General features: G+C 69.7%; 15 protein-coding genes and 2 pseudogenes. 5 read left to right on the top strand and 12 right to left on the bottom strand.

The genetic code is table 11. The features are described from left to right. Positions 1-134 precede the first annotated feature (134 nt). Positions 135-1,217 (bottom strand): S1 family peptidase, encoded by a 1,083-nt coding sequence (locus tag AB0D14_RS07885; RefSeq protein ID WP_362775911.1) that lies wholly within the window; start codon positions 1,215-1,217, stop codon positions 135-137. A 285-nt stretch (positions 1,218-1,502) separates the two neighbouring features. After that, on the bottom strand, positions 1,503-2,543 hold the full coding sequence (locus tag AB0D14_RS07880; protein WP_362775909.1) for a slipin family protein: 1,041 nt from the start codon (positions 2,541-2,543) through the stop codon (positions 1,503-1,505). An 89-nt stretch (positions 2,544-2,632) separates the two neighbouring features. On the opposite strand from AB0D14_RS07880, the gene AB0D14_RS07875 reads away from it, so the two are divergent. Then, complete coding sequence (locus AB0D14_RS07875) at positions 2,633-3,514, top strand: alpha/beta hydrolase (RefSeq protein WP_362775908.1); 882 nt, start codon at positions 2,633-2,635, stop codon at positions 3,512-3,514. Positions 3,515-3,614: 100 nt separating this feature from the next. Here AB0D14_RS07875 and AB0D14_RS07870 read toward each other — a convergent pair whose 3' ends face one another. The 5 genes and pseudogenes from AB0D14_RS07870 to AB0D14_RS07850 form a co-directional block, all read right to left on the bottom strand. Beyond that, positions 3,615-4,520 (bottom strand): S1 family peptidase, encoded by a 906-nt coding sequence (locus AB0D14_RS07870; RefSeq protein WP_362775907.1) that lies wholly within the window; start codon positions 4,518-4,520, stop codon positions 3,615-3,617. Between the two features lie 322 nt (positions 4,521-4,842). After that, entirely contained in the window at positions 4,843-5,628 is a 786-nt protein-coding gene (locus AB0D14_RS07865) for a DUF1684 domain-containing protein (RefSeq protein WP_362775905.1), read from the bottom strand. 54 nt (positions 5,629-5,682) lie between these two features. Then, on the bottom strand, positions 5,683-6,744 hold the full coding sequence (locus AB0D14_RS07860; RefSeq protein WP_362775903.1) for an LLM class flavin-dependent oxidoreductase: 1,062 nt from the start codon (positions 6,742-6,744) through the stop codon (positions 5,683-5,685). Positions 6,745-6,909: 165 nt separating this feature from the next. Beyond that, a pseudogene (locus AB0D14_RS07855) lies at positions 6,910-7,116 on the bottom strand (adenylate cyclase); the annotation flags it as partial. Between the two features lie 738 nt (positions 7,117-7,854). Further along, positions 7,855-9,002: pseudogene (locus tag AB0D14_RS07850) on the bottom strand (DUF5685 family protein). Between the two features lie 349 nt (positions 9,003-9,351). On the opposite strand from AB0D14_RS07850, the gene AB0D14_RS07845 reads away from it, so the two are divergent. Then, complete coding sequence (locus AB0D14_RS07845) at positions 9,352-9,795, top strand: cell division protein SepF (RefSeq protein WP_107021161.1); 444 nt, start codon at positions 9,352-9,354, stop codon at positions 9,793-9,795. A gap of 55 nt (positions 9,796-9,850) precedes the next feature. Here AB0D14_RS07845 and AB0D14_RS07840 read toward each other — a convergent pair whose 3' ends face one another. Together AB0D14_RS07840 and AB0D14_RS07835 are read right to left on the bottom strand one after the other, a co-directional pair. Beyond that, positions 9,851-11,023, bottom strand: coding sequence for an acyl-CoA dehydrogenase family protein (locus tag AB0D14_RS07840; protein ID WP_362776197.1), 1,173 nt, complete (start codon positions 11,021-11,023; stop codon positions 9,851-9,853). A gap of 198 nt (positions 11,024-11,221) precedes the next feature. Next, complete coding sequence (locus tag AB0D14_RS07835; protein WP_362775901.1) at positions 11,222-12,847, bottom strand: MFS transporter; 1,626 nt, start codon at positions 12,845-12,847, stop codon at positions 11,222-11,224. A gap of 260 nt (positions 12,848-13,107) precedes the next feature. Between AB0D14_RS07835 and AB0D14_RS07830 the strand changes: the two genes are divergently transcribed. Both AB0D14_RS07830 and AB0D14_RS07825 read left to right on the top strand, forming a co-directional pair. Further along, positions 13,108-14,277 carry a glycosyltransferase family 39 protein gene (locus tag AB0D14_RS07830; protein ID WP_362775899.1) on the top strand — a complete coding sequence of 390 codons (1,170 nt, stop codon included), beginning with the start codon at positions 13,108-13,110 and terminating at the stop codon, positions 14,275-14,277. A gap of 237 nt (positions 14,278-14,514) precedes the next feature. Next, on the top strand, positions 14,515-15,567 hold the full coding sequence (locus AB0D14_RS07825) for a phosphatase PAP2 family protein (RefSeq protein WP_362775897.1): 1,053 nt from the start codon (positions 14,515-14,517) through the stop codon (positions 15,565-15,567). Between the two features lie 72 nt (positions 15,568-15,639). Here AB0D14_RS07825 and AB0D14_RS07820 read toward each other — a convergent pair whose 3' ends face one another. Next, entirely contained in the window at positions 15,640-15,855 is a 216-nt protein-coding gene (locus AB0D14_RS07820) for an I78 family peptidase inhibitor (protein WP_362775895.1), read from the bottom strand. 459 nt (positions 15,856-16,314) lie between these two features. Between AB0D14_RS07820 and ctaD the strand changes: the two genes are divergently transcribed. Beyond that, positions 16,315-18,045, top strand: coding sequence for a cytochrome c oxidase subunit I (gene ctaD, locus AB0D14_RS07815; protein WP_362775894.1), 1,731 nt, complete (start codon positions 16,315-16,317; stop codon positions 18,043-18,045). A 100-nt stretch (positions 18,046-18,145) separates the two neighbouring features. On the opposite strand, the gene AB0D14_RS07810 is transcribed toward ctaD, so the two are convergent. Next, positions 18,146-18,976: a hypothetical protein gene (locus tag AB0D14_RS07810; protein WP_362776195.1), complete on the bottom strand. Its 831-nt coding sequence runs from the start codon at positions 18,974-18,976 to the stop codon at positions 18,146-18,148. Next, a complete protein-coding gene (locus AB0D14_RS07805; protein WP_362775892.1) occupies positions 18,976-20,244 on the bottom strand; it encodes a glycosyltransferase family 4 protein in 1,269 nt (422 codons plus the stop codon). The genes AB0D14_RS07810 and AB0D14_RS07805 overlap by 1 nt, the downstream gene beginning before the upstream one ends. Positions 20,245-20,355 lie beyond the last annotated feature (111 nt).

Below are 20,355 nucleotides of genomic sequence, written 5' to 3'. Positions count from 1 at the left end.
GAACTGCGCGACCAGCCCCCGCCCACCCGCACCCTCCCCACAACACCCTCCCCACAACGCGAGAACCCCGCCCCCACCAGGCCGGTGGGAACGGGGCTCGCGCGTACTCGGCGAAACGGCGAACGGCGGAGCCGTCAGCCGATCTCGGTACCCGTCGCGGACAACGCCTCGGTCACCGGCTGGAAGAACGTCTCCCCACCGGAGGTGCAGTCACCGCTGCCACCGGACGTGAGTCCGATCGCGCTGCTCCCCGAGAACAGCGACCCGCCGCTGTCACCCGGCTCCGCGCAGACGTCGGTCTGGATGAGTCCGTTGACGATGTCGCCGCTGCCGTAGTTCACGGTGGCGTCAAGACCGGTGACCGAACCGTCGTGCACCTGGGTGGTGGACCCGCTGCGGGTGACCTTCATACCGACGGTCGCCTCCGCCGCACCCGAGATCTGCTGCGCGGAACCGTTGTAGAGGTTCACCTCGCTCGGGTGGTCCACGTCCGCGGTGTACTTCACCAGGCCGTAGTCGTTGTCGGGGAAGCTGGAGTCGGCGTTCTCGCCGATCTCGGTGCCGGAGGAGTCGGACCAGTTGGTGATCCCCTCGGTGCAGTGCCCGGCGGTGAGGAAGAACGGCTCGCCGCCCTTGACCACGTTGAAGCCGAGCGAGCAGCGCCCGCTGCCACCGGTGATGGCGTCACCGCCGGCGACGAAGGTCTTGAACTCTCCCTTCGTCCGCTTGAGTTCGGACGTGCCGCCGAGCCCGTCGACGACCTTGGTCAGCTTGGTCAGTTCGGCACCGGTGACCGTACGGTCCGCGGTGACGACGACCTTGTTCGTCGCCGGGTCGACCGCCCACGAGGTGCCGGGGATGGTCGCGTCCTGCTTCAGCGTCGTACGGGCGCTCTTCAGCTCGCCGAGGGAGTTCTCGACGATTCTCGCCTTGGCGCCGGCCGCCTCGACGGTGTCGGCCGCCGTCTTGTCGAGGACGTTCACGACGAGGCTCTTGGCCTTCGCGTCGTAATACGTTCCCGCCGCGTCACCGCCGAGGTCCTTGCCGAGCGTCGAGGCGAGCTTTCCGGCCGCCGTGACCGAGAGGGTCCTGAGCTCAGGAGTGGGGGAGCTCTCACTCGCGTTCGCACTCTGCAAGGTGACGCCGCCGGCAATCAGTGCGGCGATGCCCGCACCTACCGCCGTGGCCCGCCGCTTGGGTATGCGTCGGTGATTCAACTTGTGTCCTCCTGTGGGGGGTCGGACGCGGTGGTTGTGGGGCCATCGCGACCGAAAGGTCGTACGACATTGGCGACGACTCATAAAAAAAGCCGCGTCCATGCCAACGGACACCGCCCACTATCCCGATGCCGCACAGGGGCACACAAGGTCGACTTCAGGACGCGCACACTACAATCACCGCGCGCCCCCACATGGTTTACGCGCGTTGACAAGCCACCGTCACACCACGTCGGTCCCCACTGCAAACACTACGAGCGAGTAACCAGCGGCACTCTGTGAGGTCTAGTCCTGTCCGGATTTCGACCCTCCGAAGTCCGGATCCAACGGCGCCTCGACGGGCGGGAGTTGCTCCTGCATCGATTGCTGCCACTGAGCCAGCAGCTGTTGCGCCTGGACCGACGGCTCCTGAGACGGGCCGGACGGCTGCTGGGACCCGGGCAGCGACTGCTGCTTCTCAGCCGACGGCTGGTGCTCCTGATGCGCCTGATAAGCCTGATACGCCTGAGGCACGGGAGCCGCCACCTGCGGCTGGGGCTGCTGCTGGGGCTGAGGTTGCTGCTGGGGCTGCTGCGACCGCTCCAGGAACCTCAGCAGCTCGACCGGGAAGGGCAGCACGAGCGTGGAGTTCTTCTCGGCCGCGACCGCCACCACGGTCTGCAGCAGCCGCAACTGGAGCGCGGCGGGCTGCTCCGACATCACTCCGGCGGCTTCCGCCAGCTTCTTGGAGGCCTGCAGTTCGGCGTCCGCGTTGATGACCCGGGCCCGCCGCTCACGGTCGGCCTCCGCCTGGCGCGCCATGGACCGCTTCATCGTCTCCGGCAGCGACACGTCCTTGATCTCGACACGGTCGATGGAGACGCCCCACTCCACGGCCGGACTGTCGATCATCAGCTCCAGTCCCTGGTTCAGCTTCTCGCGGTTGGAGAGCAGATCGTCCAGCTCGCTCTTGCCGATGATCGAGCGCAGCGACGTCTGCGCCATCTGCGAGACCGCGAACCGGTAGTCCTCGACCTGGATGACCGCGTCGGCGGCGGACACCACCTTGAAGTAGACGACGGCGTCCACCCTGACCGTGACGTTGTCCCGGGTGATCCCCTCCTGCCCGGGCACCGGCATCGTCACAATCTGCATGTTGACCTTCTGGAGCCGGTCCACGAAGGGCACGATCATGGTGAATCCCGGACCCCGCACCCCGGATCGCAGCTTCCCGAGCCGGAGCACCACTCCCCGCTCGTATTGTTTGACGACTCGGGCCGCGGACATCGCGTACACCGCTCCAACGGACGCGAGCGCTGCTCCCGCCGCGACCAGCTCCTCGACCATGACGACCCCCAGGGTCCGTATCGGGCGCAAAAGGTGTGTACTTCGACGGTAACTCCGGCGCGGAGGCGAACGGGAGATGGAGGACAGAGGTGCCGAGCGGGATACGGATGCGGGACGGACGGCGACTGGCGTTCGAGGAGTGGGGCGACCCGGGCGGCACGCCGGTGGTGCTGCTGCACGGCACACCGGGCTGCCGGCTCGGGGCGGTGCCGCACGGCATGATCGAGGCACGCCCCGGAGTGCGGTTCATCGCGTACGACCGCCCCGGGTACGGGGATTCCGACCGTGGCCCCGGACGCCGGGTGGCGCAGGCGGCGCGGGACGTGGCCGCGCTGGCCGACGCACTCGGGCTCGGCCGGTTCGCGGTCCTTGGCCGGTCGGGCGGCGCCCCGCACGCGCTGGCCTGCGCGGCGCTGCTGCCGACCCGGGTGCGGCGGGCCGCCGCGATGGTGAGCCTCGCGCCGCCCGCCGCCGAGGGGCTGAACTGGTTCGAGGGGATGGCGGAGTCCAGCGTCGAGGAGTACACGCGGGCGCTGACCGACCCCGTGGACTTCGCGGAGCGGCTCGCGGCCCGAGCCGCCGCGATCCGGGCGGACCCGGCCCAGCTCCTCGTGTCGATCCGGGACGGCCTCACCGACTCCGACCGGCGGATCATCTCCACCCCGGCCATGAGCGACATGCTGTTGCGCAACTACCGTGAGGCACTGCGCACCTCGGCGTACGGGTGGCTCGACGACAGCCTCGCGCTGCTGAGCCACTGGGGCTTCGACCCGGCACGCATCACCCGCCCCGTGCTGCTGTGGCACGGCGCCGAGGACGCCTTCTCCCCGGTGAGCCATTTCGAGTGGCTGGCCCGGCACATCCCCCGCGCCCGCCCGGTCCTGGACCCGAAGGGCGGCCACTTCTCGGCGCTGGAGGCCCTCCCGGACGTACTGGACTGGCTGTGCGCGACACCACGGGCGGACACCTGAGCGGCAGCAGACGAGCCCCCGCACCGCGAACGGTGTGCGGGGGCTCGTCTGCTGCTGGCTGCAGGTCAGGCCGCGCCGGTGTCGCTCTGGCGCGTACCGGTCAGAACACGTGGACGCCGTAGGCGCTCAGTGCCTCGGTGACCGGCTGGAAGAACGTCGTGCCGCCGGAGGTGCAGTTGCCGCTGCCGCCGGAGGTCAGACCGTAGGCGACACCGTTGCTGCCGTACATCGAACCGCCGGAGTCGCCGGGCTCGGCACAGACATTGGTCTGGATCATGCCGTAGACGACGTCGCCGCCACCGTAGTTGACGGTCGCGTTGAGGGCTGTGACACGTCCGGTATGCGTACCGGTGGTGGAACCGGTGCGCATGACGTTGGTGCCCACGGCCGGGGTGGCGGCCCTGGTGATGTCCACGCTGCCGGCGGTGCCCGCCTTGGCGATCGTGGTGTTGGAGTAGCGCACCAGCCCGTAGTCGTTGGTCGGGAAGCTGGATCCGGCCGTCGGGCCGAGGGTGGTGGTGTGCCCGGAGTTCGACCACCAGGTGCCGGCGCCGTCGGTGCAGTGACCGGCGGTCACGAAGTAGTCGGCTCCCGCGCTGTTCTTGACGTTGAAGCCGAGGGAGCAGCGCCAGCTACTCGCATAGATGGCGTCGCCACCCTTGATCAGCTTGTTGATCTTGCCCGGCGTGCTCTTGATCTGCAGGGCGTCGGCGTTGGTGCCCGCGGCCCGCTTGATCTTCGCGATCTCCGCCTTGGAGACGGTGCTGTCGACCGTGACCACGACCTTGCCGGTCTTGGCGTCGGTCGCCCAGGCGGTACCCGGCACATCGGCCTTGAGGACCGAGGAGTTGGCGCTCTTCAGCTGGGACGTGCTGAACGTCGTCGCGTCGCTCGCGTTCGCCGAGGGGACGGTGAACGCGGCCGCGGCCACGAGTCCGGTGGTCACGGCGATCAGCCGGGTCCGTCTCGCTATGCCACTACGGGGGGTGGTGCGCTTGGTCCTCACTGCTCGTTCCCTCCAAAGGGAAGTCGGGGGCCCGCGTGGGGTCGGGGCCCGTGAGGCGCACGTCAGAGGCAGCATGTCCGGATTCCGGATACGCCGTGCCCCTGACAAGGCGCTGGGGGGAATATTCGGCCGCCCACCCAAAAGACGCAAGGGCGCCTTTCGGCCGTGCGGCGTTCAACTTGCGCATGTCCTACGGGAATTGATCTTTTAGGCGCCGATGCGTGAGGTTCCCTGCGGATTGACAGGTGCGGATTGGCCCGTGGTGACTGGCCTGTGCGGATTGACCCGTGCGGATTGGCCATTGTTGATTAACCAGTGCGGACTACCGGAGCAGATTGCGCTCTCCGGCCGCGATCTCAGCGCCCAGAGTATTCCCCGGCGGCGGAAATGGGCAGATGAAGTGGTCCGCGAATGCGCACGGCGGAAGCAGGGCCCGGTTGAAGTCCACTGTCGTGCGCCCCTGCGCGTCGGGCGCCGCCGGTCGCAGGAACCGGAAGCGGTAACTGCCGCGCCCGCTCGTGGCGTCGCCGAAAACAGCCCACAGCGAGCCGTCCTCCTGGACCGTCACCTGCAGTGTGTGGTCCTGCCCGTCCAGCGTGAAGGCGAGTTCGCCACCGAGCCCGAGTCCCCGCTCACGACCGTCGGCGTTCCCCACGCGTACGGTGCGGCTCTCCCGGTACGGCGTGCAGCGCCCCGGTACCGACCAGCGTGGATCGTACGGGGTGGCCTCGATGCCACGGAACGCCTGCCGGGCCGGGGAGGCGGGGTCGAAATCGCGTACGCCCCAGATGCCCTCGCGTACGAGGACGACGAACCGGCGCCCGCCGTGCGCGACGCGGGCCTCGCCGGCCGGACCGAGGTGTGCTCCGAGCCGGACCTCGCCCGCCAGGGGCCGCCCGTCCACGAGCACGCCGTCGGACTCCTCGGCCGTCAGCAGGACCGCGCCGCCGTCCACGGTCCACCGCCCGGGCATGTCCGGAAGTCGCCCCTTCGGGTGATCATCGACCCAGTGCGTACCGCTGAGCGCGAGCGGGCCGTAGGGCGCGGACACCGTCTCGGTGCGGTGCTCGTGCCAGTGCTTCCAGTCCTCGGATGCGTCCGTCGTCATGTGATCAGCCCTTCCACACGTTTCCCCTGTTCACGCTGTCACGCGTACCGATGGTCACGCGTACCGATGCGCGGGCCGGGCCAGCCCCAGGTGCTCGCGGAGGGTGCTGCCCGGGTAGAAGGTGCGGAAGAGCCCGCGGTGCTGAAGCAGTGCGACCGTGCCGTTGACCAGGCGTTCCAGGTCACGGCCGGGCTCGACGGGGGCGAGGTGGAAGCCGTCGGCGGCACCGGTCTCGTGCCAGGCGGCGATCAGTTCGGCGAGGTCGACGGGACCGCCCCGGTACAGCGGGCCCCGCGCGCTCTGCCGGGGGCCACCCCCGCCGTGGCCCGGCTCCGCCGCGCACTCGCCGCCACCGAGATCGACGGTGAGGGCCGCCAGGACACGCAGTTCGTCCGGGTTCCGGCCGTGCGCGAGCGCAGAGGCGTGCAACTCGGCTCGTACCGCGCCGACTTGTGCCGGGTTCGTGCCTTGGACCAGCGCCACGTCCGCATACCGTGCCGCGGCCGCACGGGCACGCCGGTCCGTGGCGTCGACGACCCGCACAGGGTGCCCCTGCGGTGGCCCGGGCGCGGTCGACGGGCCGCGTACGGAGAAGGTGTCCCCCTCGAAGTCGACATGGCGCGGCCTGTCGTGGTCGATGAAGCGGTCTGTCGACCCGTCGCGTGTCCCGGCGTCGTCCTCCCCGCTGTCCCACAGCCGGGCGGCCGGGTCAGCGGCCTGTCCCGCCTCGTGCCACAGGGCATCGGCGAGCGCGGCGTGCCGACGGCCGAAGAGGCGGGCCTCCCCCTCGGTGGTCGACACGTCGATACACCAGCCGACCCGGCCGCGGCTCACCCGGTCGAGGGTCGCCACGGCAGCCTGGACCTGGAACGGCTCGGTGTGCGTGGTGGTCACGCTCGGCACCAGACCGATACGTCTCGTCGCGGGCGCGACCCGCGCCAGCACGGCGAGCGCGTCGAGCCCGGGCCGCGCGAAGGCGTCGCCCAGCGTCACGAAGTCGAACCCGCCACGCTCCGCGAGCCGCGTCAACTCCACGTGGACGGACGCGTCATGAGCCGCCTCCTGGTCGACTGCTGCGGCCAGGTGCAGAAGCCCCCGGCCGTTCGGTGCGCTCATGAGGAGAACCTTTCTGAGGGTGGATCACTGGTCAGCGACATGGAGTCCTCGGCCGAAAGGGAAGAGCGGGAGGGAAGGAAGATGGGGTGGGAGGGAAGGAAGATGAGAGGAAAGCCGGAATCGGGGCGTGTGATGCGCCGTGCGGGATGCGCTGCGCGACTGCGGTTACGCGGCGGCGGTGCGACAGGAGAGGTCGCGCAGGAAGGCGGGCACGGCACGCGCGGTGGCGTAGTTCTGCCGGAAGGCGGGCCCTCCGGTACGCGGCCGGGAAAACGCGCCGGAACCCCGGGCGTCCGTGTGCGGCCCGAGCGCGAAGCGCCGTGGGTGCGGGGTGCCCGACCGGTCGAGGACGCGCCCGTCGGCGGGGTCCACGAGATGCACGCCGACGCCCGGACCTGCGAGTCCCGAACCGGCGTACACCTCGGGCGCGTTGGCGGCAACCCGCTCCAGGAGCCCGGCCCCTCTCGGCCCCGCTCCCACGATGACGAGCGACGGCCTCACCGGGACCCCACCTCGCACACGCGAAGGGCCGGCCACTGTGCGGCTGATGATTCTCGGGTGATTCCCCTGATGAGGGTGTGCGAGGACATGCGAAGGCTCCGTGATGCGTCGGGTCGAACACGGGTGACGCCTTCACACAGGTCACGCAGGTCACACCGGACGCCCGAGGGCGTCGTACGGCATGCACGGCCGAGCCCCTCAGCAGGACCGTCCGTCGAGACTACGGGGGCATTTCCCCCGCCTGTCAAGGCTGTCCACACTGTGAGCGGCGCGTCTCAAGTCAGTTGACGAGCAAACGAATACCTGTTCAACTCATGCGCATGCATTCGCAGCAGTGGCTGGTCACGCGCTCCCACATCGACTTCGGTCGAGTGTGGTCCTCGTCCTGTTGAGCTGACCCACTGCGCGCCCGAGCTCTTCGAGGGCGGGCGCCTTCAGCGATTTCCGCAGCTGTCTCCGCCTGCCTGCATCTGTCTCCACCTGTCTCCACGCCTTCACACGCGCACCCCTCCCCTCGCGCTCCTGCGGCCTCACCGTCGGAGATCAAAAACTGACGCTCCGCCACTGTCAATCGCTGGTCACTGACCACTGGACGCCCGGCGTGAGCTGTCAGCAACTGCAATCGCATCCGCAACCGTCACAGCAGCAGTCGCAACCTTCACAGCAATCACAGCAGCCGTCGCAGTTGGCACAGCTCCGGCAGTGGCCCGGCTTCTGCTCCCCGGACCAGGGGTCGCGGTACTCGCCGCAGCACATCTGGCACGTACAGGCCAGGCCCATCCACACGGCGCAGCCCGCGAGGAGTCCGCGCCGGTCGCGGCGCGGCGGCTCGGGCGGCGGGGCGGACCGCCGGGTCCGGACGGCGCGTAGGGGTTGCCCGGCGGCGGCCCGTACAGCTCGGCGCCGTGCGGTTCGGGACCGTGTCGCTCGGCGTCGTGCCGCTCGGCTCCGTGCGAGCAGGACGTGGTGCCGAACGCCCGGTCCACCGAGTTCCGCAGCTCGTGGGCGAGCAGTACGTGCGCCAGCTTCGCGTCAGTGAACTCGACATCGCGCAGCGCGAGCCGTATCCCGTGCAGCGCGTCATCGGCCAGGCGCCGGGCCTCCGGCAGGGACGCCCCGGTGGCGGTCAGCGGATTCCAGGCCCCCGCCGCGGCGTCGGCCTCCCTGTCCTCCACGGCGTCCAGCAGGTGGGCGAGGCGCCCGAAGAGCCGGCCGGCCTCGGCGAGCGGCTCCGCGTTGCCGGGCCGGCCGGCCAACACCGCGGTGTGCGCGAAGGCCGCGGCGGTCGCGGTCTCGGTCGGCTCGGTGACGGTCAGCAGCGAGGTGCCGGGCCCGGCAAGCGCCTCGATGCCCACCTGCCGGTCCACCGCGTCGACCAGTACGGCGGTGTCGAACCCGACGGCGGAGCCGGTCCTGGCGCCCGCCCGGCCCCAGTTCGCGGCGACCCGTCCGGCGGCGAGCGCCACCGGCCGACGCGCCAGCAGTCCGTCCCCGTCGGCCATATGATCGCGCATCTTCGCCGAGGCGAGCACCAGCGAAACGGCGGCGGCGAGCCGCGCGCCCTCACCCTGAGCGACCGACGCGCTTCGCATTCCACGCAATGGACAAGGCCCCGCCGTGCGCCGCCGCTCTTCTCCGGGCGCGACCTGAGCCTCCGTCAGAACGGATATCAGCAGGCCGTCGTAGTTCGTGACGACCCGTGCGAACTGCCCGTGATCCCCACGCAACGCGAGGCAAAGCCCGCACAAATGCGCCATCCATTGGGAGGTGAGGTTCTCCCCGAGCCGATGACGGCAGGGCCTGACGATTCCGAACACGACGATCCCCCGTGGTGTGTACGACGTTGAGCTGCGGCATCGTATCGACCGCTCCGTTCACCCGGACGCACCAGTCGTCACCCGTCCGCCGCGAGAAATCATATTTCACTCTCAGTCAGCAGCGGTGTACCTCACGACCCTTGGGGTACGCGGCCTCTCGACGTATTCGCTGTGCACCAGTACCGTCACGAAACCCCCGCGCGGCGTCTATCCCCTTGGCGCGACATCCGCATCATGGACGACCATGGGGATGCGGAAAGAAGAAAGACCGCTGTGAGAGGAGGCGTCCATGGGATCGGTGCGCAAGGCGAGTGCCTGGCTTGGCCTCGTCGACGACAACGATGACGAGCGTTACTACGACGACGACTACGCCGAAGGATCCGAGACCGGGAGCCGGGAGGTCTGGGTCACGGACCCGCGGGTCAAGGTGGCATCGGAAGCCGCTGAGGAGAAGGGCCGACGGATCGGCACGGTCACCCCGGACAGTTTCCGGGACGCCCGTGGCATCGGTGAACTCTTCCGCGACGGCGTTCCCGTCATCATGAACCTCACGGCCATGGAGGCGGCCGACGCCAAGCGCGTCGTCGACTTCGCGGCCGGCCTGATCTTCGGCCTGCGCGGCTCGATCGAGCGCGTGTCGAACCGGGTTTTCCTGCTGACCCCCGCCGACACCGAGATCGTCAGCGGGGAACCCGCCGCCCGTCGCGTGGACGGCTTCTTCAACCAGAGCTGAGGCAAGGCATGCTCACCGGACCGGCCTCTCGGCGCCGCGCGCGGTGGGAAACGTCCTACCGGAACGCGTCGAGACCGGTGAGCGCCTTGCCCAGTACCAGCTGGTGCATCTCGACGGTGCCCTCGTAGGTCAGCACCGACTCGAGGTTCGTCGCGTGGCGCATCACGGGGTATTCGAGCGAGATCCCGTTGGCGCCGAGGATCGTCCGTGCCGTACGGCAGATGTCGATCGCTTCTCGTACATTGTTGAGCTTGCCGAAACTGACCTGCTCGGGACGGAGCCGTCCCGCGTCCATCCGCCGGCCCAGGTGGTGGGCCAGCAGAATCCCCTTGTGCAGTTCGACCGCCATGTCGGCGAGCTTGGCCTGGGTGAGCTGGAACCCGCCGATGGGCCGTCCGAACTGCTCACGCGTCTTCGCGTACTCCACCGCCACCTCGAAACTCGCCCGCGCGGCGCCCATCGAACCCCACACGATCCCGTACCGCGCGTGGGACAGACAGCTGAGCGGCCCCTTGAGGCCGGTGACCTCGGGCAGTACGGCATCGGCGGGCAGCCGCACCTCGTCGAGCACCAGCTCGCTGGTGACCGACGCCCGCAGTGACCACTTGTGCTTGATCTCCGGCGCGGAGAACCCGGGGCGGTCGGTCGGCACGACGAACCCGCGGATCCCGTCGTCGGTCTGCGCCCACACGACGGCCACGCCCGCCACGGAACCGTTGGTGATCCACATCTTGCGCCCGGTGAGGACCCAGTCCCCGCCGTCCCGCTTGGCGTACGTCCGCATGGCGCCGGGGTCGGAGCCGTGGTCGGGCTCGGTCAGCCCGAAGCAGCCGATGACCTCGCCTGAAGCCATCCGCGGCAGCCAGGTCTGCTTCTGCTCCTCACTCCCGAACCGGTGGATCGCGTACATCGCGAGCGACCCCTGCACGGAGACGAGCGAGCGGATCCCGGAGTCGGCGGCCTCCAGCTCCAGACAAGCGAGGCCGTACTGCACGGCGGAGGCTCCCGCGCACCCGTACCCGTCGAGCGACATGCCGAGGGCACCGATGCCGCCCAGTTCCCGCGCCAGCTCCCGGATCTCCGGCAGCTCCCCCTTCTCGTACCACTCGGCGACATGGGGCAGCACCCGATCCGCCGCCCAGGCCCGCACGGTGTCCCGGACGGCCAGATCCTCCACGCTCAACAGGTCGTCGACACCGAGCGGATCAGCGGGATCGAACGGCGGCAGCTTCGAGGAAGCGGAAGAGGAAGGGGAGGAAGGGGAGGAAGGGGAAGCGGGCACTGGAGGCCTCCGACGGAAAACTAGCACTGTTAACCAAGGGCAAGCCCGACGTTACGACTGCAGCGTGACGCACGTCCAGGGCCGTATCACGGACCCGCAGCCGCCAACAGCGGGACCGCGACGACCAGGCCCGGCAACCGGCCGTCAGCGGGCCCGCACAGGCGCCCCCGACGCCTCCCGAGGCCCGGGCACCCCGGCCGCTGACCCCGCCGCGGACCCCGTCGAGGGCTCCGCACACTCCATCGCCCGGGGCAACCGCAGCGCCAGCAGCGCCCCCAGCAACAGCAGCCCCGCACTCACCAGCAACGTCATGTGGAGTCCCTGCACGAACGCGTGCCGAGCCGCCTCCCGCAAGGCGTCTCCCGGCCCTCCGCCAAGCCGGTCGGCGACCTCGTACGCCTCCCCCAGGGAATGCCTCGCCGCAGCGGACTCCCCGGCGGGCACCCCGGGAACGGTGGCGAGTCCGGGCGCGTACGCCGCGTTCATCACACTCCCGAGGAGCGCGATCCCGATACCCGCCCCGAGCTGGTACGACGTCTCACCGATCGCCGCCGCCCCGCCGGCCTGCTCCGGCGGCGCCTCGCTCAGCATCGACTCGTACGCGCCGAAGAGCGTGACCTCAAGCCCGAAGCCGAGCATCACGAACCCGGTCAGCAGCAGTGGAGCGTTGTCCTCGGTTCCCATCGCCGTCAGCGTGACGACCGCGGCGGCGGTGAGACAGAACCCGGCACAGACCATGGTCCGCGGCCCGAAGCGCTGCAGCATCTTCGCCCCGACCAGGCCCGCGGCCATCGCGGCGATGGTCAGCGGCACCAGTCGCAGCCCGGTCTCCAGCGGGGAGAGCTCCAGCACCAGCTGGAGATACTGCGCGGCGATCAGTTCGAGCCCGACCAGCGCGAGCATCGCCAGCACGATGCATCCGACGGAGGTACTGAAGGCGGGCCGCGAGAACATCTTCAGGTCGATCAGCGGATGCCAGCGCCGCCGCTGGCGTCGTACGAAGGCGACGAGGAGTCCGGCACCCGCCATCAGCGGCACCGCGGTGAAAACGCTCAGCGGGGCCTCTCCGCCGCCGAGCCGTTTCACGCCGAGGACGACGCCGAAGAGCCCGGCCGCGGCCATCAGCGCGCCGACGACGTCCCACGGCCCGTCGCGCTCACCCGTCGACTCGGGAAGCAGCAGCCGTCCGACGGGAAGGCTGACGAGCATCAGCGGGATGTTGATGAGGAAGACCGAGCCCCACCAGAAGTGCTCAAGGAGGAACCCGCCGAGGAGCGGACCGACGGCCGCGCCCACCGCGGCGACGGCGCTCCAGACGCCGATCGCGAACGCTCGCTCACGCCGGTCGGGGAAGACCTGCCGCAGGATGGAGAGCGTCGCGGGCATGATCATCGCGCCGCCGACGCCGAGCAGGGCGCGCGCCGCGATCAGCATCTCCGCGCTGTCGGCGACCGCCGCGACGGCGGACGCGACGCCGAAGAGGGCGTATCCGAGGAGGAGGACCCGTCTGCGGCCGATCCGGTCGCCCAGTGTGCCGAAGAGGATCAGCAGCGAGGCGCAGACGAGCGGGTAGATGTCGACGATCCAGAGCAGCTCTATCGCGCCGGGTGTGAGGTCCTCGGTGACGGCGGGAACCGCGACATGGAGCACGGTGGCGTCGACGGCGACCAGGAGCAGGCTGACACACAGCACCACAAGGACGACCCAGCGGTTTGCACCGGCCCCGGTCTCCCGACGGCGACGCGCGGCGGCCGTGGTCGTCCCGGACATGTACGTACCTCCCAGATGTTCCCTCGCGTTCGGCGGATCCGCTGGGTGGGGACTCCCTGCGGCTGCGGCTCGGGAGGAGCGGTGTCCCGGCCCACGCAACAAAGGCGAGTGAGCGGCCAGAGTACGCGAGTTCCCGTCGGCGTCGGGTGGCGGACCTCTCACGTTCTCCTGGCGCCTGTGTGGCGTGCGCCACGCTCCCCGGTGTCCGAGCGCGCCCCCGCCGGGACGCACGGCCCCGAGGGCCCTCGATAATCGGGCCCGTGACCGATCTCGCAACGCCCGTCGCGCCACCCCGTCCGGGGCCGTCCTGGCACCGCGCCGCACCCGCTCTCCTCGGGTACGCGGCGGTGCGTGCGCTGGGCCTGGTGGCGCTCGCGGTGTGGAGCGCCACCCGGGACGAGAGCCCCCACCAGCTGCTCTCGGCCCGCTGGGACTCCCTCTGGTACACCAGGGTCGCCGAACTGGGCTACGGCTATGAGGTGCGCCTGCCGAACGGCGACGTGCACTCGAACCTCGCCTTCTTCCCCCTGCTGCCCTGGCTGGAACGGGCGGTGTCGGCGGTGTCCCCGCTGTCGTACGCGGACGCGGGCCTGCTGGTGAGCACGGTCGCCTCGCTCGCGGCGGCCTGGGGGATCTTCGCGGTCGCGGACCACGTGTACGGATCGAGGGCCGGGGTCTGCACCGTGCTGGTGTGGGCCGTCCTGCCCGTCGGGATCGTGCAGTCGATGGCGTACAGCGAGTCGCTGTTCACGGCGCTCGCGGCCTGGTCGCTGTACGCGGTCCTGACCGGCCGCTGGCTGACCGCGGGCCTGCTCGCCGCACTGGCCGGACTGACCCGACCGGTGGGCGCGGCGGTCGTTGCGGCCATATGGGTGACGGCCATCGCCTCTTTCGTAGGGGAGCGGAGCGGGCCGGCGCGGGACGGCGCCCCCAGATGGCGGCGCGCCCTGGCGATGCTGATCGCGCCCCTCGGTGCGGCCGGCTACGTCCTGTGGGTCGGTCGTCGCACGGGTGGCGGCCCACTGGGCTATCTCGACGTCCAGGCGGGTTGGCGCAACGGCTTCGACGGCGGCTACGCCTTCGCCCGGTTCGTCGCCGACAAGTTCACCTCGTTCCCGTCGGCCCTGGCCGGGATCGGTCTCATCATCGGCGTCGGTCTGCTCATTCGGCTGTACGTGGCCTGCGTACGGCAGCGGCAGCCGTTGCCGCTCCTGGTGTACGCGGGGGCCGTCACCGTCCTCGCCCTGTGCGCGTCGAGCTATTTCGGCTCGAAACCACGCCTTCTGCTGCCCGCTTTCCCCCTGCTCCTGCCCCTCGCCCTGGCCCTGGCCGGGCTGCGAACGTCCAGGTCGGCGTGGGTGCTCGGGTGTGTGGCGGTGGCGTCGGCGGCGTACGGCGCCTACTGGCTGAACGGCTCGGGTCCGCCGTGATCACGCTCGGTTGCCGGTGAGCGCCGGGAGAAGGGCACGCGAGCATTCGGTGAACGAATTAATAAGTGCCATAAAACTCCGCCCCAGAATGATCAATCGAATTGAAGGAAGAGCGGACGGGGGATTCCATAATCCATGGCAATAAACCACCGTCTGAGAGCAATCCCACATCACATCGTCATCACAAAGAGGGTGCTTCGGCCTGCAACACACCTCACTCGCTGTAACGTCGATTGAGTGCGTACCGAACGAAAGCTGACTCGTCTGGACCGGGTCTTCGCCCGGCTGGACCGTGAGCCGGAACGACCGGCCCACATCGACGTGCCCAGGATGAGCCGGCACCGAGTGGTCCTCTTCGCGTCCACGCTCGCCTTCTACGCGGCCATCGTGTGGGCCATCGTGGTCACCTCGTGGCTGGTCCGGCTCGACTGGCAGGTCATGTTCTTCCGGCCGTACCAGCAGTGGCCGGAGATCCACGCGTTCCTCGACTACTACGTGGTGCTGGGCCAGCGGGGCCCCACCGCCGTGATGATCGCGGCCTGGCTGGGCTGGCGTTCCTGGCGGCAGCACACCCTTCGCCCGCTGCTCACGCTGGGCGCCTCACTGCTGCTGCTGAACCTCACGGTGGGCGCCGCCAAGATCAGCATGGGCCGCCTCGGTCCGCACTACGCGACCGGCGTCGGCTCGAACGAGATGTGGCTGGGCGGCGACATATTCCCTTCGGGTCACACCGCCAACGCCGTCGTGACCTGGGGCATCCTCGCCTACCTGGCCTCGACGCCGCGCGCCCGCCGCTGGCTGTCGGCCTTCTCCGCCGTGGTCTCCCTCGGTGTCGGCCTGACCACCGTGTACCTGGGTACGCACTGGCTGAGCGATGTGGTGCTCGGCTGGGTCGCGGGGCTGCTGATCCTGCTGGGGCTGCCCTGGTTCGAGCCGCTGATCGCGCGTGCGGAGGCCCTGGTCTTCGACCTGCGCGACACCTTGCTCGACCGTCGCCGCCGTACGAAGGCCCCGGCCCCGACCCCGGCCTCGGTTCCTGCCGCGGTTCCGGTCGCCCCGGTGGAGGCCCCCGGGGCGCTCTCCCCCGGCCCGGCCGGCGATCAGGAGCCCGCCGTGCGCGAGCCGGTGGCCGCCGCCCGGCCGCCCAGGCCGCCGGGTTACCTCGCGCCGGGCCCGCACCTCGCCCGCTCGGAGCGCACCCCGGTCACGCCCATCGGCAGTCGCCGGCCGCCGCAGTCGGACCGAGTGACACGTGGCACCGCTTCGGCCCGCCCCCTGACGGGCGGCTGAGCTCCCCCACAGCTCAACGCGCGGGAGGTACCCCCGGAACGGCGGTACCGGTACGCACCCACGCGGGGGCGGTCAGCCCTTCCAGCAGCGCGTCACACGACCGTCGGCGACCTCGAAGTTCAGCCGGCCCACGAGGTACTCCATCGTGATGATCGCGCCCGGCGGCAACGACCGTACGGTGGACCAGCCACGTGCGCGGGCCTGCCGCTCGGCGCCGTCCGCCTCCAGTCCGACGTACGTGTCCGGAGTGTCGGCGGGCTCTGCGGGAGGAGTGGGAATCGGTGCCATGCCGCCACGTTAGGCGCCGCGATGCGGACGGGGAACCCCGAGCCCGCCACCATCCGTAACCGGTCCCCCTCCGGTCACGCTTCTGTCACAGGACAACGACACCCGTTCGGGCGGTTCCGTACGTGCTCCGCCCGCCTTCGAACGTAATTCTGAAGCGTCCTGGACCGTCTTGTCCGCGGCCCGGAATACCCGGGGAAAAGCGGGGTGCCGAGCGCGCGTCCGCGCCTTTTTCTTTCCGATTCCGCGGCGCCACACGGAAGTTGGCCCGCGGCGGGAATTACCTGCTTCAAGCACAGAAACCGGGTACGCCCCCTGTCGGAGCGCGGTGCTCGCGAGCATCATGGCGGGTGCTTCACGCCGGGTGCTGCATGGCGTGGGCTTCATGGCGTGGGCTTCATGGCGTGAGCGTCATGACGTGATCTTCAGGAGGCCCGGGACGCGACGAGCGAGGGGGCAACGATGGGGACGGACACCGCACGAGCGGCGGTACGGTCCGCGCAGGTGAAGCGGCCGGGGCGGCTGGTCGTGGACTGGCTGACCACGACCGACCACAAGAAGATCGGCCACCTCTATCTGATCACGTCGTTCGCGTTCTTCCTGGTCGGCGGCGTGATGGCCCTGCTGATGCGCGCCGAGCTGGCCCGCCCCGGTCTGCAGCTGCTCGACAACAACCAGTTCAACCAGATGTTCACGATGCACGGCACGATCATGCTGCTGCTCTTCGCGACGCCGACCTTCGCCGGTTTCGCCAACGAGATCATGCCGCTGCAGATCGGCGCGCCCGACGTCGCCTTCCCCCGGCTGAACATGCTGTCCTACTGGCTGTTCCTCTTCGGCGGGCTGATCGTGCTGAGTTCGCTGCTGGTGCCCGACGGGCCCGCGAACTTCGGCTGGTTCGCCTACGCGCCGCTGAACAGCATGGAACGGTCGCCCGGGATCGGCGCCGACATGTGGATCATGGGTCTCGCGCTGGCCGGCTTCGGCACGATCCTCGGCGCGGTGAACTTCCTGACGACCATCATCGGGATGCGCGCGCCCGGCATGACGATGTTCCGGATGCCGATCTTCACCTGGAACACGCTGTTCACGTCGATCCTGGTCCTGATGGCGTTCCCGGTGCTCGCCGCGGCGCTCCTGGTCCTGGAGGCGGACCGGCGGTTCGGCTCACAGGTCTTCGCCTCGGCCAACGGCGGGGCGCTGCTGTGGCAGCACCTCTTCTGGTTCTTCGGGCATCCCGAGGTCTACATCATCGCGCTGCCGTTCTTCGGGATCATCACGGAGATCATCCCGGTGTTCAGCAGGAAGCCGATCTTCGGCTATCTGACGCTGGTCGGCGCCACGATGGCCATCACCGGTCTGTCCGTGGTCGTGTGGGCCCATCACATGTTCGCGACGGGCGCCGTGCTGCTGCCGTTCTTCTCGTTCGTGTCGTTCCTGATCGCCGTGCCGACCGGGGTGAAGTTCTTCAACTGGACCGGCACGATGCTCAAGGGGTCGCTGTCCTTCGAGACACCCATGCTCTGGGCGACGGGCTTCCTGGTGTCGTTCCTGTTCGGCGGTCTGACGGGGGTGATCCTGGCCTCGCCGCCGCTGGACTTCCACGTCACGGACACGTACTTCGTGGTGGCGCACTTCCACTACGTGGTGTTCGGCACCGTCGTCTTCGCGACCTTCGGCGGCTTCTACTTCTGGTGGCCGAAGTTCACCGGGAAGATGCTCGACGAACGGCTCGGCAAGATCCACTTCTGGACGCTCTTCGTCGGCTTCCACACCACGTTCCTGGTGCAGCACTGGCTGGGCGCGGAGGGCATGCCGCGCCGCTACGCCGACTATCTGGCGGCCGACGGGTTCACCGCGCTCAACACCCTCTCGTCGATCGGCGCGTTCCTGCTGGGCATGTCGACGCTGCCGTTCCTCTACAACGTCTGGAGGACGTCCAGGTACGGCGAGAAGGTCGACGTCGACGACCCCTGGGGCTTCGGCCGCTCGCTGGAGTGGGCGACCTCGTGCCCGCCGCCGCGGCACAACTTCACCACGCTTCCCCGGATCCGCTCCGAGTCGCCGGCGTTCGACCTGCACCATCCGCAGCTCGCGGCGATCACGCCGCCCCAGACCCGCTCCGGCCAGGAGGAGAGTCCGCAGCTCCGCTTCGGCCAAGAGCGTCCGACAGCCGGTCCCGAGCAGTCCTGAAGCCGTGCCGAGGTCTCCACCAAGCGCCCGAGCGTGCCAGGGCCCTGCGGACAGCTGCTGTCCGCAAGGCCCTGGAGACAGAGCCACTGGAACAAGGCCGCTAGGCAGTCACCGCGCTGACGGACACCGAGAGGTTGTTGTCGCTCGTGTAGTACGGCCCGGCCTCCACCGGGCCGTACTCCGTCTCCCATGTGACCTTCGGGTACGTGTAGATGGTCTTCTTGTCGGCGATGTCGTCGAGCAGCCGTGCGATCCGTACCCGCGGCCCGGTCTCCCCCGCCGGGCGCAGCCACAGATCCCAGATCCCCTCGGGCAGCCCGGTGCAGGCCACGGAGAAGCGGAACTCCGCGCCGTCCCGGTGGACCTCGGCCCGCCGGGATTCCGCCTCCTCGCGACCGGTCAGCTCGGCGTACGCGTCCGGGGTGAGCGTGACCCCGTACACCTGGCCGTCGACGCCCAGCTCGCCACCCTCTCCTATGTGCAGTTCGCCGGCCTCCGCGTGCGGGGCACGCAGCCAGCTGCGGACCGAGAGGTTGCCGTGCTTGGTCGGGTACGGGATGCGGACGGCGACATGTCCGCGGGCGCCGCTCGGCACCCGGTCGACGAGTGAACGCAGGTCGTTGAGGCCGGGCGTCAGGCGCTGCGGATCACCACCGGCGGTCTGCGCGAAGGCGTCCCAGCGGCCCTCGGGCAATTCGACACCGCTGGGCAGCGCGGCGCGCAGGCGGCCGTCGGCGGCCGGGGCGAGCGGCAGCCGGACCTCCTGGACGCCGTCGCGGTGCCGCAGCACGAGGTGCGTGTCACCGGTCTCCCCCGGCTCGGGCATGTCGAAGGTGAGCCCGCCCGCGGAGTCGGCGACACAGTCGGCGCGCAGAGACATGGCGGCGTCCTCGTCGGTGGGCCGGGGTGCGGTCTGTGGAACCGGAGTCATCACGCGGAACGCTCCTTCCCGAGTACGGTCAATCCGGCATCCCGAACGGCATACGCGCCACCGAGCAGCGCCCCCCTGGTGCGGTGCAGCGAGCCCCGCACACGGCCCACCTTCGAGTTGCCGCCGCGCGAGACGAGACCGTCGAAGATCGACTCGTAGCGCTCGGCGATCCGCGACGGATCGAAACGCTCGGAGTCCTTGAGCGCCGCTTCCGCCATCTTGCGGCGCAGCGCGTCGTCGTTGATGAGTTCGAGCAGACCCCCGGCGATGGCCTGGACGTCTCCGACCTGCACCAGGCGCCCGTCCACGCCGTTGTCGATGATCTCCCCCGGGCCGTGCGGGCAGTCGGTGGAGACGACGGGCAGGCCGCAGCGCATGGCCTCGACGATGGTCATACCGAAGGACTCGAGACTGGAGGTGACGGCGGCGATGGAGCCCTTGGCCCACTCCGGCTCGATGGGGTGAGCCGCTCCCATCAGCAACACGTGGTTGTAGAGGCCGCGTTCGTCGATGAGGTGGCGCAGCTTGTCCTTCTGCTTTCCACTGCCGTAGATCCTCAGGCGCCAGTCGGGCCGCTGGGCGCGCACCAGGTCGAAGGCCTTGATCAGCAGGTCGTACCGCTTGACCGGGGCGAGCCGTCCCGCCGCGACGACCCATTTGCCGGAGCCGTCCGCGGGCTCTATGCCGGGCGCGGGCACCGAGTTGGGCACACCCTCGACATGCACACCGGGCAGCCGCATCTTCGTGCGGTACGCGCCGGCGTCCGCCTCCGTGGTCGTGATGACCGCGTTGAGCCGGGGATAGGCGCCGCGCAGTTCCGTGCGCAGCCGGACGGAGTGGCTGTCGAGAGTGAGGTGCTCCTGGCCGACGCGGATCGGGCCACGCCTGGTCTCGCGGGCCAGATGCACGTTCAGGCCGGGGCGGGTGCCGACCACGACATCGGCGTCGACCGTCGAAAGGTGCTCCGCGATACGGCGGTCGGTCAGGGCGCTGTACTGGTCGTAGCGGAGCTCTCCCTTCGGGAAGACCCGGGCCGGCGCGAGATGCTCGGGGTCGTCGCCCTCGTATCCGGGGCCGCCCTTTCGTACGTCGACGAGGTGGCGCAGGCGCACGCGCGGATTCCGCGCGAAGACCGGCTCGTCGCGGTGGCGGAGGACGGAGACGATCTCGACATCGTGCTGCTCGGCAAGGGTGTTCGCAAGGTTGTACGTCGTCCGGATCGTCCCGCCGATTCCGTAGGCGTTGTGTATCAGGAAAGAAATCTGCATGCGTCCCCGTATCTCCGGCTCATCCAGCTACCAGAGGGTTAGACCCGGGACCGGAGGGGAAGGTTGGGTTCACTTATCACTCTGTGGCCCAACAGTTGCGCCATTGGTAAC

The organism is Streptomyces sp. NPDC048484 (assembly GCF_040651415.1).
In the GTDB taxonomy this organism is placed as follows: domain Bacteria; phylum Actinomycetota; class Actinomycetes; order Streptomycetales; family Streptomycetaceae; genus Streptomyces.
The sequence above is the reverse complement of the archived record's forward strand: the minus strand, read 5'-3'. Positions and strand labels throughout refer to the sequence as shown.

What these genes read in the sequence shown, in the direction of transcription:
- AB0D14_RS07820 (WP_362775895.1), bottom strand. Translation starts at nt 15,855, where the DNA reads ATGGCACCGATTCCCACTCCTCCCGCAGAGCCCGCCGACACTCCGGAC.
- AB0D14_RS07805 (WP_362775892.1), bottom strand. Translation starts at nt 20,244, where the DNA reads ATGCAGATTTCTTTCCTGATACACAACGCCTACGGAATCGGCGGGACG.
- AB0D14_RS07810 (WP_362776195.1), bottom strand. Translation starts at nt 18,976, where the DNA reads ATGACTCCGGTTCCACAGACCGCACCCCGGCCCACCGACGAGGACGCC.
- AB0D14_RS07845 (WP_107021161.1), top strand. Translation starts at nt 9,352, where the DNA reads ATGGGATCGGTGCGCAAGGCGAGTGCCTGGCTTGGCCTCGTCGACGAC.
- AB0D14_RS07860 (WP_362775903.1), bottom strand. Translation starts at nt 6,744, where the DNA reads ATGAGCGCACCGAACGGCCGGGGGCTTCTGCACCTGGCCGCAGCAGTC.
- AB0D14_RS07880 (WP_362775909.1), bottom strand. Translation starts at nt 2,543, where the DNA reads ATGGTCGAGGAGCTGGTCGCGGCGGGAGCAGCGCTCGCGTCCGTTGGA.
- ctaD (WP_362775894.1), top strand. Translation starts at nt 16,315, where the DNA reads ATGGGGACGGACACCGCACGAGCGGCGGTACGGTCCGCGCAGGTGAAG.
- AB0D14_RS07865 (WP_362775905.1), bottom strand. Translation starts at nt 5,628, where the DNA reads ATGACGACGGACGCATCCGAGGACTGGAAGCACTGGCACGAGCACCGC.
- AB0D14_RS07835 (WP_362775901.1), bottom strand. Translation starts at nt 12,847, where the DNA reads ATGTCCGGGACGACCACGGCCGCCGCGCGTCGCCGTCGGGAGACCGGG.